The organism is Streptomyces sp. MMG1121 (genome assembly GCF_001280015.1).
Classification (GTDB): domain Bacteria; phylum Actinomycetota; class Actinomycetes; order Streptomycetales; family Streptomycetaceae; genus Streptomyces.
The window spans coordinates 207,882-222,479 of sequence record NZ_LGDV01000213.1 but is presented as its reverse complement, the minus strand read 5'-3'; the positions used below and the strand labels follow the sequence as shown (position 1 = coordinate 222,479).

Sequence of the window (14,598 nt, the reverse complement as noted above, 5' to 3'; positions counted from 1 at the left end):
CCTGTGAGGAGCACCCGAATGTCTCTCTCCGTCCTCGATGTCGGGGCAGTCCGACTACCTTCAATGACACAGCAGTTGAGGCGCGAGGTGCGAGCCTTCCTCGACGAGGAGCGCGCCGCCGGAACCGTCCTGGGCCGGCCCGACTCCTGGCTGACCGGCTGGGACCCCGCGTTCACGCGCCGCCTCGCCGCGCGCGGCTGGGTCGGCATGGCGCTGCCGCGGGAGTACGGCGGTGGCGGGCGCGGCAACCTCGAGCGCTACGTCGTCATCGAGGAGTTGCTCGCGGCCGGAGCGCCGGTATCGGCCCACTGGGTGGCGGACCGGCAGGCAGGACCGTCCATCCTGCGGCACGGCACCGAGGAGCAGCGCCGCCGCTTCCTGCCGAGGATCGCCGCCGGCCAGTGCTTCTTCTCGATCGGGATGAGCGAGCAGAACAGCGGTTCCGACCTGGCCTCGGTACAGACCCGGGCGGAGCGGGCCGGCGACGGCTGGCGGTTGTCCGGCACCAAGATGTGGACGGGCGGCGCGCACGTCAACGACTACGCGATCGTGCTCGCCCGCACCGACGCCGACGAGGACCCGCACGCCGGGCTGAGCCAGTTCATCGTCGACCTGCGCGATCCGCACCTGCGCGTCGAGCCGGTCCGTCTGCTCAGCGGGGAGCACACCTTCAACCGCGTCCACCTGGACGACGTCGAGCTGGGCGCCGACGCACTGCTCGGTCGCCCGGGCGACGGCTGGCAGCAGGTCACCGGGGAACTGGCCCTGGAGCGCAGCGGCCCGGAGCGCTTCCTGTCCACGCTGCCACTGCTGACCGCACTCGTGGGACAGCTGCGGCGCACCGCGTGCGGCCCGGACCAGCACGCGGGTGTGGGCCGTCTGACCGCACGGCTGGCCTCGATCCGGCAATTGTCGCTGGGCGTGGCCGCCGCGTTGGAGGCCGGCCGCCCGGCCGACGTACAGGCCGCGCTGGTCAAGGATCTCGGCACCCGCTTCGAGGGCGAACTCGTCGACGAGGTCCGCCGGATCCTGCCCGTCACCGCCCGCTTCGACACCACGCGCGGCACCTTCCCCGAACTGCTGGCCACCGCGATCCTGCACGCGCCGGGGTACACGCTGCGCGGCGGCACCAACGAGATCCTGCGCGGAATCATCACCCGAGGCCTGGAGCTGTCCTCATGAGTACCGAAATGAGTACCGAGTCCGTCATCGAACGAGCCGCCGCCGTACCGGTCGGAGCGGACGGGACCGGCGCCCCGGAGCGGACCGCCGACGCCGACGCCGACTCCGCCCGGCCGGTCCGGGACGAACCGCGCGGCGCCGACGCCCTGCCGCCCCTCGGCACCGACCCGGCCGCCCTGGTGGCCCTGGTCCGCGAGGCCGGCCACCGGGGCACCCCGGCTCCGCTCGCCGAGACGCTCCTCGTGGCACGCCCGCTGCTGGCCGAGGCCGGACTCGCCGTCCCGGCCGGCCTGCTCACGGTCGCCTCCGGCCCGCTCGACGTACGGTTCACCCACGTGGACGCGGGCAACAGGGTCGGCCCACCGGGTACGCGCGGCACCGACGACGCCCTGCGTGTGAGCGGCACACTGCACCGGGTGCCGTGGGCCCGCGCGGCCGACGCCGTGGTCGTACTGGCGCAGGGACCCTCGGCCGGACCCGTGCTTCTGCTCCTCGAACCCGCCGACTGCACGCGGGTCGAGGGCGTGAACCTGGCGGGCGAGCCCAGGGACGACCTCGTTCTGGCCGACGCCGCCGTACCCGCCGAGCGGGTCCGCCGGATCCCGGCCGCACTCGTCCGGGAGGGGCGATGGCGCTCGGGCCTGGCGCGGGCCGCCCTCATCGCCGGCGCGGCGCGACGCTGCGTCGAGCTGACGGTCGCTCATACGACGTCCCGCGTGCAGTTCGGCCGCCCGCTGGGCCGCTTCCAGGCGGTCAAGCAGGAGGAGGCCAGGCTGGTCGAGGAGGCGGCGCTGATCATGGCGGCCGTCGAGGCGGCGGCCGCCGCCCTTGCCGAACCGGACACCGCCGAGTTCGCCGCCTGGATCGCGGCCGCGCAGGCCTCCGCGTCGGTGGCCGAGATCACCCGCATCGCCCACCAGCTGCACGGCGCGATCGGCTTCACCGAGCTCAGCCCGCTCCGTCTGGCCACGACCCGCATGTGGTCCTGGCGCGACGAGGACGGCAGCGAACATGCCTGGTTCCGGAGGATCGGGCGGCACGTGGTGGAAGGCGACGGCGACCGCCTGTGGCCACAGGTGACCGGCGGCTGACCCGGCGTGCGGACCGGCGGCCAGGCGCGGACGTCGCGCACCTGACGGCTGCGCGCGGTGCCGCTGGCCGGGCTGGGCCCGGATCGATGCGGCCGGGGCAGCATTCCTGTCGGATCGGCCCGCGGTCCGCGGTGCCGTGCAGCGCAAGGCGGAGGGTCGCCCTGGTACGGGGGACGTACACGGGCGTGCCCGGCAGCGCGGCGAGGCGCGGTGGCGGGCGCCGTGGGCCGGGCGAGTCCGGTCGGACGGTCACTCAGCGCGTGACGACCGCGGCCGTCGTCCGTCCGCCGTCGACGTCCAGGACGATGCCGTGGACGAACGAAGCCTCGTCACTGGCGAGGTAGACCGCGGCGTGTGCGATCTCCTCCGGCCTGCCCGGTCGCCCGGCCGGGGTCCCGTTCATCATCGCCACGCCCGGGTGCACCTCGCCCGGCGCCGGATCCTGCACCACTCCCGGGGAGATCGCGTTCACGCGCACGCCCTGCGGGCCGAACTCGGCCGCCCAGGCACGGGTCAGGGTCTCGACCGCGCCCTTGGTGGAGCTGTAGAGCGCACCCATCGGAATGCCCAGGCGGGCGATCCACGAGCCCAGGTTGATGATCGCGCCGCCGCCGGCCTGCGCCATGGCGGGTGCGACAGCGGCGGTGAGGAAGTAGGGGGCCTTGACGTTCACGGCGTAGACCTCGTCGAACGTCTTCTCGTCGGTCGCCGTGGTGACGTCGCCGGGATAGACGCCCGCGTTGTTGACCAGGATGTCGAGGTGCCCGCCCAGCGCGGCGGTGGCGCGAGCGGCCAGTGTGCGGGAGGCCTCGGCACTGCCGTCGAGCCGAGCCCGTACGAACTCGGCACGGCCGCCACGGGCCCGGATCCCGTTCACCACCTCTGTGCCGCGCTCCTCGTTGCGTCCGGAGATCACGACATGGGCCCCCTCGGCGGCGAACGCCTCCGCGATCGCCCGGCCGATGTTGCTCGTGGCACCGGTCACCAGTGCCGTCCTGCCCCGCAGGCGCCCGGTCATGTGCTGCTCCCTGTTTCCTCGCCGACGCGTTCAGCGCGTCGCGTTGTGCGGACACCGGGAACCGTAGGACGCAAAAAATGGACCGACAAGTCCAATCAGGTGGGGGTGCCCTACGCCTGGAAAAAGGGTTGGGGGTGATCACGTACGGCGGGTAGCGTGTGGAACACCGTGACACCGTGTCATCGAGCGAGGAGGTGAGACCCATGAACGCTGTATCCGAGTGGGTGCTCCCTCTCTTCGTCACGGTCAGGCGATCGACGTAGGTGTCGCCGGGAGCGCCTCACCGAACAAGGCACTCCCGAAAGGCAACACACCATGCATTCTGTGCAGTTCACCGCGGAGACGTCGTCGAACGGCGTCGTCGAACGCGACTTCACCGTGGGCGGGATCCCCGGCGTCCTCTGGTCGCCCGCTTCCGGCCCCGATCGGGCACCCCTGGTACTGATGGGCCACGGCGGCGGCACGCACAAGCGATGGCCGGCGATGACCGGCCGTGCACACCGCCTCGTGACCGGCGGCGGTTTCCACGTCGCCGTCATCGATGCGCCCGGCCACGGCGATCGGCCGCGCACCGCGCACGACGAGCAGGAGATCGCCGCGCTGTACCGGGCCCGGGCGGCGGGCGAGCCGGAAGGCCCGGTCGTCGTCCGCTACAACGCCCACCTGGCGGATCGCGCCGTGCCCGAGTGGCAGGCGACCCTGGATGCCCTCGAGGAGCTTCCGGAGATCGGCGCCGAAGGGCCGGTCGGCTACTTCGGTCTGAACATGGGCACCGCGATCGGGGTGCCGTTCGTGGCGGCCGACCCCAGGATCACCGCCGCGGTCTTCGGCCTCCACTGGCCCGATGCGCTCGCCGAGACGGCGAGGCGGATCACCATCCCGGTCGAGTTCATGCTCCAGTGGGACGACGAGCACATACCGCGCGCCTCCGGTCTCGCGTTGTTCGACGCCTTCGCCTCTACGGAGAAGACGTTGCACGCCAACGCCGGCAGGCACAAGGAACTGCCCAGGTTCGAGGCCGACAGCGCGGTCCGGTTCTTCGCCCGTCACCTCCGCCGGGCGGTCACGGCACCGGCCTGAGTCCGAGGGGTGTCGGCGCCCGGACCCCTGCCGGGCGCCGACGCCGCCGCGACCGGACGCGTGCTCACCACGCTTCCGCGTCCTCCGTCTCCACCGAGGGGCGCGCGGCCGGGCTGCGCAGCCTCAAGGCGGTCAGCGGGAAGACCAGGACGGAGATCATGGCCGCCCCGACCAGGGCGGCCGCCTCCCCGGAGCTGATGGTCCTGTCGTCGACGCCGATCGTCGTGATGGCCACGACCAGCGGCAGGCAGGTGGCGGAGCACAGCAGCAGGCCCGTGCGGTCGCGGCGGTTCAGGTCGCGGGGCGCTAGAAGCGCGGCGGGGACCCCGCGGACGAGGAGGAAGAGCACGAGGAAGACCGGCAGCAGGAGCAGCGGCCGGCCGCCGTGCAGCAGGGCGCTCAGGTCGAAGTCGATGCCGGTCACCACGAAGAAGAGCGGCACGAGGAAGCCGAAACCCATGGCCTCGACCTTGGCGACGATCGCCGCGCTGCTGTCGGGAACGGCACCCTGCAGGACCAGCCGGGTGAGCAGGCCGACCGCGAAGGCGCCCAGCAGGGTGTCCAGTCCGAAGACGGCGGCCAGGCCGAGCATGGCGGCGAGCAGCAGCATGACGAATCGGACCGCGAACTGGGCGCTGGAGTGGAGCGTCGTCGTGACGACCCGCGAGAACCAGGGGCGACGCGGGTGCAGCGCCCAGTGCACGGCGAGCGCGGTCAGTGCCGCGAAGGCGACGAGCAGGACGGTGGACCTGCCCGGGTTACGGCCGCTGAGCAGCAGGGAGATCGCGATGATCGGGCCGAACTCGCCGAGGGCCCCGCCAGCACCACCGTGCCGAACCGGCCGCCGAGCAGACCGCCGTCCCGCAGGATCGGCAGGACCGCGCCGAGGGCGGTACTGGTCAGCGCGGTGCCGACGACGAAGCTCCGCTGGACGTCACCGCCGTTGAGGGCGAAGGCGAGGCCGAGGCCCGCCGCGAGCGAGACGAGCCAGGCACCCGCGGCACGATGCAGGATCTCGCCGCGCACCTCCCCGAACTCGATCTCGTACCCGGCCAGGAAGATCAGCATGGTCAGGCCGAGGTCGGACAGCGTGTCGATGGTCTGGTCGTGGTGCGCCCAGCCCAAAGCGTCCGGCCCGACGACGATGCCGAGCACGATCTCGAACACGGCCACCGGGACGGGAAGCCGGCGGTTCAGCGCGTAGCTGAGCAGCGGGGCGAGCACCGCGATGGCCATGATGAGGATCAGCGTCCCGGGATGCGACATGCTTCATATCTAAATATTCTCGGGCAAACCGGACAACCTGAGGGGGGAGTGGAACCTGGTCGAGCCGGAGGTCGCGCTCGTGGTCGAGTACCGCGGGCCGCGACCGCATGCGCCGCGTGGGACGGTGTCATCGGACTGCCCCCGGGCGCCAAGATCGTTCCCGAACTCGCGTCCTGCGGCGGTCAGTTGGACAAGACCACGTCGTAAGCTGGTCGGGGCGCCCGGCTTTCACCGGCGCCGCGCCCGCAACGGTCGCGGACCGGCACCTCCCGCCACCGCGAGGAGTTGTGCGTCGCGCTCGGGACGCAGCCGCAATGCCCACGTCGTCCGCCAGCCCGTGCTGTGCCGCGTCATAGGGGACATGAGGATCCTCCGCAGGGTCCGTCGCACGGTCGCCCGTACGTTTCTTCGCCTGGTCGCATCACCGGCGTGGCGCCGATCCTGCGGGCAGCGCGGCAGGAAGGTCACCCGTCGGGATCACAGACGTGGTCGGCCAGTACTGTGACGGATCACAGTCAGCGGTGAGGTGGTCCATGGAGTACGCGGAGCGCTCGTACGACGGGCAGTCCACCGGGCTGTCCCCGGCAGCGGCGGCCCTCGCCGCCCGCTGCGAGCCGCGCGTCAACGCACTGGCCCGGCGCATGGCCCGCGGGGTCTTCGAGCAACTGCGCGGCTACTCCGAACTGCCCTCCGACGTGAAGGACGTGGAGATCGCCGCGACCGCCCGGCACGCCATGCGCCTGTTCCTGCGCGGCACCGCGGAAGGCGCGGGTCCCGACGCGCTGGAGTACTTCCGCGAACGCGCCGCACAGCGCGCCGAGGAAGGCATGCCGCTGCACCTGCTGCTGCACACCTACGGTCTGGGGGTACGGGAGCTGTGGCGGGCCCTTCGGGAAGCCGCCGCCCCCGACGAACTGGCCCCACTGGCCGAACTGGCCGAGGCGCTGTTCACGGCCGAGGACCTGATCGTGGGCGCCGTCACCGAGAGCTACCTCGACGAACAGGCCGCCCTCGTCGCCGAACGGCAGGAGCGGCGCCGCTCCCGCGCCCGGTCCGTGCTGGAGGGCCGGACGCCCTTGGACGGGCCCGCGCTGGTGGTGTTCGTGCGCTTCGGCGGCTCGGCGGCCCGGGGCGCCGGCTCCTCACCGGTGGCGACCCGGCGCCTGCTGCGCCGGGTCCAGGCCGCACTGGACCGCGCCTTCGCGACGGAGACCCTGGCGCTGCTCGACGCGCACGGAGGCCACGCCGTCGTACCCGGTGCCACCCGTCTGCCGGAGCGGGCCCGGGAGTCGCTGTGCGAGACGGCCGCCGACCCGGACCTGCGGCTGGCCGCCGCCGTCGCGGCCGGCGCCACGGACGCCCCGGACGCGGCCCGGCTGGCCCGGGAAGTGGTCGGGATCGCCGCCGCATGCGGCCACGAACCCGCCGTCCACCACCTGGAGGAGGTGCTGCTGGAGTACCACCTGTCCCGCCCGAGCGAGGGCAGCGCCAGGATCGCCGCTCGTCTCGCACCGCTGGACGGACGGCCCGAACTCGTCCAGACCCTGCGCACCCACCTGGCCCAGCGCCAGGACCGCCGGGCCACCGCCCGCCTGCTCAGCCTCCACCCGAACTCCGTCGACAACCGCCTGACCCGCGTTCAGGAACTCACCGGCCTGGATCTCGCCGACCCCCGGGACGTGGCCCTGGCACTCGCGGCGCTGTTGCTGCGGGAGACGCGGCCGGACGAGATCAGGGGGTGACGATCGCGAAGTCCGGGTCGGGCGCGTCCAGCAGCGCCCCGAACGTCAGCAGGGCCTGGACATCACCGTCGAGGACCGCACCCCCGCCCGCGATCTCGGCCGCGAACGTCGTACGACCGCCCAGCACCGCGTTCAGGGTGGTGCGGGCCAGCCGCAGGGTGACGGCGGGCCGTTCACCGCGCGGGGCGTCCCCGGGCATGGGGGTGAGCGCGCCGTTGGACAGCAGCAGCGACCAGGCCTCGCCGGTGTCGGTGAACTCCCAGCGCAGCAGCAGCCGTCCGGCCTCGGCGGCGCGCGGACCGTTCAGCCGTACGGCCATGGACTGGAAGACCTGCCGGGCGGTGAGCGCGGCCAGGATGTCCGGCGCGGAGCGCGTCGGAGTGCCGAGGATCCCTTCGCGCAGTTCGGCGGCACCCACGAGATAGAAGTTCCGCCAGGGGCCGCACTCGGATCCCTGCCCGAGCCGTTCGAAGGTGTCGGCCTGCAGGCCCCGGGCCCCGGCGTGCCCGGGCTCGGCGAACAGCACGTGCGCCAGCACCTCCGCCACCCACCTCAGGTCCCCGTCCTCGTACGACTTCCTCGCCTTGGCGACCACCGTGTCAGCGCCGCCCATGAACTCCACGTACCGGCGGGCCGCCTCGACGGGCTCGTGCTGCCACAGATGGGCCGGGTTGCCGTCGAACCAGCCCATGTACCGCTGGTAGACCGCCTTGGCGTTGTGGCTGAGCGAGCCGTAGTAGCCGCGCACGTGCCAGGCCCGCTCCAGCGCGGGCGGGAACCGCAGCTCCTCGGCGATCTCCGCGCCCGTGTGCCCGGCGTTGATCAGCCGGACGGACTGGTCGTGCAGATAGGCGTAGGCGTCGCGCTGCTCCTCCAGGAAGCGTACGGCCCGCTCCCGCCCCCAGGTGGGCCAGTGATGGGAGGCGAAGACGACGTCGGTGGCGTCGGCGAACAGCCGGACCGTCTCCGTCAGATAGCGCGCCCAGGCGCTCGGGTCCCGCACCAGCGCGCCGCGCAGGGTCAGCACGTTGTGCAAGGTGTGACAGGCGTTCTCGGCGACGCACAGCACCCGCAGGTCGGGGAAGTGGAAGTTCATCTCCGCCGGAGCCTCGGTGCCCGGGGTGAGCTGGAAGACCATCCGGACCCCGTCGACGGTCTCCTCCTGCCCGGTCGCGGTGATGTCGAGCGTCGGCGCGATCAGGCCGACGGTGCCCGTCGACGTCGTCTGCCCGAGGCCGCACCCGATCTGCCCGGCCGGCCCCTTCGGCAGCGCCGCCCCGTACATGTAGCCGGAGCGGCGGGCCATGGCGGTGCCGGTGAAGACGTTCTCGCTCGCCGCGTGCTCCAGGAAGCCGGCCGGCGCGATGACCGGCACCCGCCCGGCCGCCACCTCCTCCGGATCGACCACGCCCCGCACGCCGCCGAAATGGTCGACGTGCGAGTGGGTGTAGATCACGGCGGTCACGGGCCGGACACCGCGGTGCTCGCGGTACAACTCCAGCGCGGCGGCGGCCACCTCCGCGCTGATCAGCGGATCGACGACGACGACACCGCGCTCGCCCTCCACGAACGTGATGTTCGACAGGTCCAGGCCCCGCACCTGGTAGATGCCCGGCACCACCTCGTACAGCCCCTGCCGCGCCACGAGTCCGCTCTGCCGCCACAGCGAGGGATGCGCGGAGGGCGGACACTCCTGCTCCAGGAAGCCGTAGGCATCCGCGTCCCACACCACCCGTCCCCCGGCATCCCGCACCACACCGGGCTCCAGCCGGGCGACGAAGCCCCGCCCGGCGTCCGCGAAGTCCCGCTCGTCATCCCAGTCCGGCCCGCCGCCGACGAGGCCCAGATCGCTGTCGCTCATGGTCGACGATCCTCACATCCCCGCCCCTGTCGCGCCTGATGACAGGTCACAGACGACCCGCTGACGCATCACAGGCGTCCGTGGCGAAGGCGAACGCGGGGCGACACCCCGGCCGGTCGATCCGCACTTATGAGTTGCGCAATCAGGCAACTGTTAGACTCCCGCTCTCCGGACGGCGACGCTTTCCTTTCGCGGGGGAGACATGCAGGGGCCCGAACCTTCAGAGGCAGAGATCAACGTGACGTTTGAAAGGGCCTTGGACAAGGCCCTGAACTCACAGCAGGTCAAGGACGCGCTGGACCGCTCCGCCGCTCTCGACCGCGAACAACTGCGCACCAGGGCGCTGCGGGCGCGCGCCGCGATCACCGGTGCCGCGGCCGTGGAGTATCGCGCGTTCCTCGAAGTCCGGGCGGCGGCAGCGACGAGTGGGCGGGACGACGAGGTCGGCCTCCATCGGACCGGGGCGCGAGGCGGTGGCGGCCTGCTCCCCCTGCTGGCGGTGCTCGTACCCGGTGTGGCGGCCGCCGCGGCGGCCGCCCTCCTCGTGTCTGGGTACGGCCTGCGGGCGTTCGGGGGCCGCCTCCATGTCGCTGACGGACTGATCACCGCGGGAGTGATCGCCGCGGTGGTGACCGCCGGAGTGCTGATCGGGGACCTCGTCCACGTGCTGGTGGCGGCGGCGCGCAACCGATCGGACGATCCGGCGGATCCGCAGGACGGCCCGGCCCAGGATCTGCCCAGGGCGCGCGAGGAGTGGGAACTGGCTCTGCTCGAGCGCGGCGTCATCCCCTTCCTGCTGGGCCGCCTGGAGGAGGCGACCGTGACGGGGCGCGGCGGTCGCCGACCTCGTTGAGCCGGGCGGGGCGTGGGCCGGCGGTCCATGTGCCGCGGGTGTGAACACCCTTGTGGCGAGGGGCGGTTCAGGCATCGGAGCCGGGTTGGACGCCGGCTGCGGAGTGCACCGGCGAGGTGCTGCAGCTGGGCCAGCCGTCGCCGATCACCAGGGTCAGGCCGCTGCCGCTGCCCAGTTCGAGACGCGAGGCGGGAAGGCCGAGGGCACCGGTGACCGCCTGGGCCGCGCCGTTCCGGCCGGTGCCGGTCTCGATCTTCACGGCTGTCCGGCCGACCAGCTTGCCGACACCGCCCAAGCCGTCGTCGAGCGAGACGCCGTGGATGGCGCCGTTCAGGTCCTCGCACATCATCCGACGCCCGCCGCCACCAGGACCAGCACCGACAGGCACATGGCGAGGGTGCCCAGCACCCGCCTGCCGCTGTCCGGCCGGTGGCCCGGCTTCTGCACCGCGGCTGTCTCGGGTCCGGGGTCGGATGCGACGGCGAGAACCAGTACGTCTCCCCCAGCGTCGTACGGCAGTGTGTGCCGACGGCCTGACCTGTGGGGGGACCACATGACCGGCGAGATCTACTTCAGCCACAACTACCGAGACCTGTGCGAGCGCAACGGCACGGGCGCGGGTTTCCAGTTCGAGTTCTCGTGCGCGCGCTGCTACGACACCTGGCGCTCCCCGTTCGAGCCGTACACCGGCGAGCGGGCGGCCACCTGGCTCCGCAAGGGTGTCGACCTGGCCTGGGGGGTGCTGGGCCGGACCGGCGGTGGTCTCACCTCCGCGGCCGACGGACTGGTGGGGGCCGGCTGGGGACGGGCCCGCGACCACGCCTTCGAGCGGGCGATCAGCAACGCGCAGGGGCACTTCAACCGTTGCGCGCGCTGCACCGACTATGTGTGCGGCCGCTGCTGGAACGCGGCCCAGGGCCTGTGCCTGCACTGCGCCCCGGACACCGCGGCCGAGGCGGTGGCGGCCCAGCAGCGCGGCCTCAACGACATGGCCGCGCAGCGGTCGTACGCGGCGGGCCGGCAGGCCGGGCAGGGCTACGACCCCACGGCAGCACGGCAGTTGGTCTGCCCGCAGTGCGGTACCGAGACCCACGGCGCCGCGTTCTGCTCCGGCTGCGGCCACCGGCTGGCCCAGCCCACCCGGTGTTCCTCCTGCTCCACCGTCGTGCCGGACGGCGCCGCCTTCTGCCCGGGGTGTGGTGCACGGAGGTAGCGGACGGCACACCTGAGCGCAGATCTCTGCGCACAGGTCACGTCGTCGGCACCCCTACACTGGGTGGGCACGCGTGCGGTGGCTGTGATGTGGCGGACGGGAGAGAACTGTGGCGCAGGTTGCCGACGGTTTCGAGGATCCGTCCACCGAGGTGCTCGCCGAGGCGGCCGCCGCCTTCGGGCTGTTGGCCGCGGCGCCGCGGCTGCACATCATGTGGGCGCTGTCCCAGGGCGAGAGCGACGTGAGTCGTCTCGCGGACCGGGTCGGCGGGGCGCTGCCCGCGGTCAGCCAGCATCTGTCGAAGCTGAAGCTCGCGGGACTCGTCCGCTCCCGCCGCGAGGGACGGCGACAGATCTACTACGTCGGCGACCCCGATGTCGTCATGGTCGTCCGGGTGATGGTGGGGCAACTGGCCCAGCGCGCCGCGGAACCGCCCGCTCCGCCGCGCGGGCTGCAGGGGACCGGTGCCTAGGGCGGTCCCGGTCCGGGGAGAGGACGCCGAGGCGCCGATTCCCGGGGCCGTGCCGGGCGCGCGAGCGGCGGGCGAGCCCGAGCCGGCTGCCGGTGCATCGGGCGCGGTGACCGCACTGCAGGTCCTGCGCCGCCTGGGCGCCGGGCCGCGTGGGCTGACGGAGGAGGAGGCCGCGCTCCGGCTGGCCCGCTTCGGGGTGAACACGCTGCCGGCCCGGAAGGACGCGTCCTGGCCGAGGCTTCTCGTGCGCAGCCTGCGCGACCCCTTCACCGCGGTGCTGCTGTGCCTGGCCCTGGTCTCCGCCGCCGTCTTCGCCTGGTCCACCGCCTGCGTGATCCTCTCGCTGGTCGCGGCCAGCTGTGTGCTGCGGGCTTCGGGCGAGTACCGCTCCGACCGGTCCATGGCCGGGCTGCGCGAGCTGGTCGCCACCACGTCCACCGTCCTGCGCCGCGCCGAGGAGGCCGCGGCACCGGCGGCCCGGGAGATTCCGGTGGAGGAGCTGGTCCCCGGCGACATCGTCAAGCTCGGCGCGGGGGACCTGGTCCCGGCGGACATGCGGCTGCTGCGCGCACGGGGGCTCACGGTCCACCAGTCGGCGCTGACCGGGGAGTCGGCCCCCGTCGTCAAGCACGCGGCGGACCTTCCCGCGGCCGCCGATACCGCGGGGTTCGAGCAGCCGCAGCTGTGCTTCCAGGGCAGTAGCGTCGCCACCGGCAGCGGCACCGCGGTCGTGGTGGAGACCGGCGGGCGCACCCGGTTCGCGGCCGCGCACGAGCGCACGGTCGGACGGCGGGAGGCGAGCGCCTTCGACCGGTCCGTCTACGGCATCTCGTGGATCCTGATCCGGTTCATGCTCCTCACCCCGCCACTGGTGCTGATGGCCAACGCCGCGCTGCGTGACCGCGGCCTGGAGACCCTGCCGTTCGCGGTGGCGGTGGCGGTGGGGCTGACACCGGAGATGCTGCCCGTCGTCGTCACCACGTGCCTGGCCCGCGGGGCGGCGCTGCTGGCCCGCGCGCACGGCGTGATCGTCAAACGGCTCCCCGCACTGCACGACCTGGGCGCCGTCGACGTACTGTGCCTGGACAAGACGGGCACCCTCACCCAGGACAGGCCCGTCGTCGAGCGGGGCCTGCACGCAGACGGCGGCACCGATCCCGAAGCGGTGCGCTGGGCCGCCGTCAACGCCTGGTGGACCCTGCAACTCGCGGAACTGCCCGAGCCCGACGCCCTCGACGAGGCGCTCCTGGACGCGGCCGACGAGGACGACCTCATGGCGTACGACGGCGTAGCGGCGCTCCCGTTCGATCCCGTGCGCCGCCTGTCCACGGCGGTGGTCCGCACCCCTGGCCGGCTGGGCACGCACACGCTCGTCGTCAAGGGTGCCGTGGAAGCCGTCCTGGAACGCTGTGACCTGGAGCCGGACGCGACGGAACGGCTCACGGAACTCGCGGACCGGGCCGCGCGGGACGGACTGCGGGTACTGGCCGTCGCCACGGCCGAACGCCCGGCCCGCCTGCGTGACTACACCCCGGCCGACGAACGTGGCCTGGCCTTCCGCGGCTTCGTCACGCTGCGCGACGCCCTCGCGCCGACCGCCGCGCCCGCCCTCACCGCGTTCGCCGAGCGCGGTGTCACGATCAAGATCCTCACCGGTGACCACCCCGGCACCGCGGCGCGCGCCTGCCGCGACCTGGGCATCTCGCTCGGCCCGCACGACGTCCTCACCGCCGACCGCATCGACGGCCTGACCGATGCCGAACTGGCCGCGCTGGCCCGTCGTACGACGGTCTTCGCCCGCTGCACCCCGGAGCACAAGGCACGGATCAGTGCCGCGCTGCGCACCGGCGGCCACACGGTGGGCTTCCTCGGGGACGGGGTCAACGACGTGTCCGCGCTGTGGGCGGCCGACGTCGGAATCGCCCCGCAGGGCGCCGCCGACGTGGCTCGGGAGGGCGCCGACGTGGTACTCGCCGACAAGGACCTCACCGCCATCGACCACGCCATCTCCGCGGGCCGCCACAGCGGGGGCAACATCGCCACGTATCTGCGCATCACCCTGTCGTCGAACCTCGGCAACGTCATCGCGATGCTCGCCGCGGGCCTGCTCCTTCCCTTCCTGCCGATGCTCCCGGCCCAGGTGCTGGTGCAGAACCTGTGCTTCGACACGGTGCAGCTCGCCTTCGCCTACGACCGCCCCCACCCGTCTCTGCTGCGCCGCCCGACCGCGCTCGACCCGCGCGCCCTGCTGCGCTTCATCACCGGGTTCGGCGTCCTCAACGCCGCTGCCGACCTGGCGACCTTCGTCGTCCTGGCCCTCGCCCTGAACGGCGCCGGGCCGGGGGAGGACGAGGCGGTCTTCCACTCCGGCTGGTTCACCGAGAACCTGATCACCCAGAGTCTGGTGATGCTGCTCCTGCGCACCGGCCGTCGGCTGTTCGAGGGCCGCACGCCCGGCCCGGTCGGCTGGACCGCGGCCGCCCTGGCGGTCATCGGCGTGGTCCTCCCGCCGTCACCGCTCGGTCCGCTGCTCGGCCTGACCGCGCTGCCGCTGGAGTATTACCTGCTTCTCACCTTCGTGCTGGCGCTGTATGCCGCCGGGCTCGTGCTGGCCCGGGGGCGCTACGAGAGGAACCTCATCGGCCCGGAAGAACCGCTGTAATCCGGGCATTCCTGCCGCTGGAGCCGCAGCGGCGGAACGGCGTCGATCGGTGAACCGGGCGCATCACGCGACCTGATCGGATTCTTGCACTCGGCCAGTAGCTTCTGCGTGCGGAGCCGCCGAGAGCGTTGTCCTGGGCTCCGTCCTCTCGCGCACCC

At 72.9% G+C, this 14,598-nt stretch carries 11 protein-coding genes and 1 pseudogene; 8 read left to right on the top strand and 4 right to left on the bottom strand.

Features of this window, described 5'->3' with window-relative positions; translation table 11 throughout:
- The first annotated feature begins 63 nt into the window (after positions 1–63).
- Together ADK64_RS30695 and ADK64_RS30690 are read left to right on the top strand one after the other, a co-directional pair.
- Entirely contained in the window at positions 64–1,182 is a 1,119-nt protein-coding gene (locus tag ADK64_RS30695) for an acyl-CoA dehydrogenase family protein (RefSeq protein WP_234384759.1), read from the top strand.
- Between the two features lie 8 nt (positions 1,183–1,190).
- The gene (locus ADK64_RS30690) at positions 1,191–2,273 is read left to right on the top strand and encodes an acyl-CoA dehydrogenase family protein (RefSeq protein ID WP_053664245.1); all 1,083 of its coding nucleotides are present in this window, start codon (positions 1,191–1,193) and stop codon (positions 2,271–2,273) included.
- A gap of 253 nt (positions 2,274–2,526) precedes the next feature.
- Here ADK64_RS30690 and ADK64_RS30685 read toward each other — a convergent pair whose 3' ends face one another.
- Complete coding sequence (locus ADK64_RS30685; RefSeq protein ID WP_053664243.1) at positions 2,527–3,291, bottom strand: SDR family NAD(P)-dependent oxidoreductase; 765 nt, start codon at positions 3,289–3,291, stop codon at positions 2,527–2,529.
- Between the two features lie 315 nt (positions 3,292–3,606).
- Between ADK64_RS30685 and ADK64_RS30680 the strand changes: the two genes are divergently transcribed.
- Positions 3,607–4,371 carry an alpha/beta hydrolase gene (locus ADK64_RS30680; protein ID WP_053664242.1) on the top strand — a complete coding sequence of 255 codons (765 nt, stop codon included), beginning with the start codon at positions 3,607–3,609 and terminating at the stop codon, positions 4,369–4,371.
- A gap of 64 nt (positions 4,372–4,435) precedes the next feature.
- On the opposite strand, the pseudogene ADK64_RS30675 reads toward ADK64_RS30680, so the two are convergent.
- Positions 4,436–5,637: pseudogene (locus ADK64_RS30675) on the bottom strand (cation:proton antiporter).
- A gap of 533 nt (positions 5,638–6,170) precedes the next feature.
- On the opposite strand from ADK64_RS30675, the gene ADK64_RS30670 reads away from it, so the two are divergent.
- The gene (locus ADK64_RS30670) at positions 6,171–7,379 is read left to right on the top strand and encodes a helix-turn-helix domain-containing protein (RefSeq protein WP_053664240.1); all 1,209 of its coding nucleotides are present in this window, start codon (positions 6,171–6,173) and stop codon (positions 7,377–7,379) included.
- Here the strand turns inward: ADK64_RS30670 and ADK64_RS30665 are convergent.
- Complete coding sequence (locus ADK64_RS30665; RefSeq protein ID WP_053664237.1) at positions 7,369–9,240, bottom strand: alkyl/aryl-sulfatase; 1,872 nt, start codon at positions 9,238–9,240, stop codon at positions 7,369–7,371. The two genes, ADK64_RS30670 and ADK64_RS30665, sit on opposite strands and share 11 nt — an antisense overlap.
- 238 nt (positions 9,241–9,478) lie before the next feature.
- Between ADK64_RS30665 and ADK64_RS30660 the strand changes: the two genes are divergently transcribed.
- Positions 9,479–10,093 carry a hypothetical protein gene (locus tag ADK64_RS30660; RefSeq protein ID WP_159046370.1) on the top strand — a complete coding sequence of 205 codons (615 nt, stop codon included), beginning with the start codon at positions 9,479–9,481 and terminating at the stop codon, positions 10,091–10,093.
- 67 nt (positions 10,094–10,160) lie between these two features.
- Here the strand turns inward: ADK64_RS30660 and ADK64_RS30655 are convergent, their stop codons facing one another.
- Positions 10,161–10,439: a hypothetical protein gene (locus tag ADK64_RS30655; protein WP_053664233.1), complete on the bottom strand. Its 279-nt coding sequence runs from the start codon at positions 10,437–10,439 to the stop codon at positions 10,161–10,163.
- Between the two features lie 207 nt (positions 10,440–10,646).
- Between ADK64_RS30655 and ADK64_RS30650 the strand changes: the two genes are divergently transcribed.
- The 3 genes from ADK64_RS30650 (at position 10,647) to mgtA (ending at position 14,440) form a co-directional block, all read left to right on the top strand.
- Positions 10,647–11,306 carry a zinc ribbon domain-containing protein gene (locus ADK64_RS30650; protein WP_053664231.1) on the top strand — a complete coding sequence of 220 codons (660 nt, stop codon included), beginning with the start codon at positions 10,647–10,649 and terminating at the stop codon, positions 11,304–11,306.
- 109 nt (positions 11,307–11,415) lie between these two features.
- A complete protein-coding gene (locus ADK64_RS30645; RefSeq protein ID WP_053664228.1) occupies positions 11,416–11,778 on the top strand; it encodes an ArsR/SmtB family transcription factor in 363 nt (120 codons plus the stop codon).
- Entirely contained in the window at positions 11,771–14,440 is a 2,670-nt protein-coding gene (gene mgtA, locus ADK64_RS30640) for a magnesium-translocating P-type ATPase (RefSeq protein WP_053664226.1), read from the top strand. The genes ADK64_RS30645 and mgtA overlap by 8 nt, the downstream gene beginning before the upstream one ends.
- Positions 14,441–14,598: the final 158 nt, after the last annotated feature.

Bases quoted from the DNA above. Each gene is read 5' to 3' on its own strand.
- ADK64_RS30695 (WP_234384759.1), top strand. From the start codon at position 64: ATGACACAGCAGTTGAGGCGCGAGGTGCGAGCCTTCCTCGACGAGGAG.
- ADK64_RS30690 (WP_053664245.1), top strand. From the start codon at position 1,191: ATGAGTACCGAGTCCGTCATCGAACGAGCCGCCGCCGTACCGGTCGGA.
- ADK64_RS30685 (WP_053664243.1), bottom strand. From the start codon at position 3,291: ATGACCGGGCGCCTGCGGGGCAGGACGGCACTGGTGACCGGTGCCACG.
- ADK64_RS30680 (WP_053664242.1), top strand. From the start codon at position 3,607: ATGCATTCTGTGCAGTTCACCGCGGAGACGTCGTCGAACGGCGTCGTC.
- ADK64_RS30670 (WP_053664240.1), top strand. From the start codon at position 6,171: ATGGAGTACGCGGAGCGCTCGTACGACGGGCAGTCCACCGGGCTGTCC.
- ADK64_RS30665 (WP_053664237.1), bottom strand. From the start codon at position 9,240: ATGAGCGACAGCGATCTGGGCCTCGTCGGCGGCGGGCCGGACTGGGAT.
- ADK64_RS30655 (WP_053664233.1), bottom strand. From the start codon at position 10,439: ATGTGCGAGGACCTGAACGGCGCCATCCACGGCGTCTCGCTCGACGAC.
- ADK64_RS30650 (WP_053664231.1), top strand. From the start codon at position 10,647: ATGACCGGCGAGATCTACTTCAGCCACAACTACCGAGACCTGTGCGAG.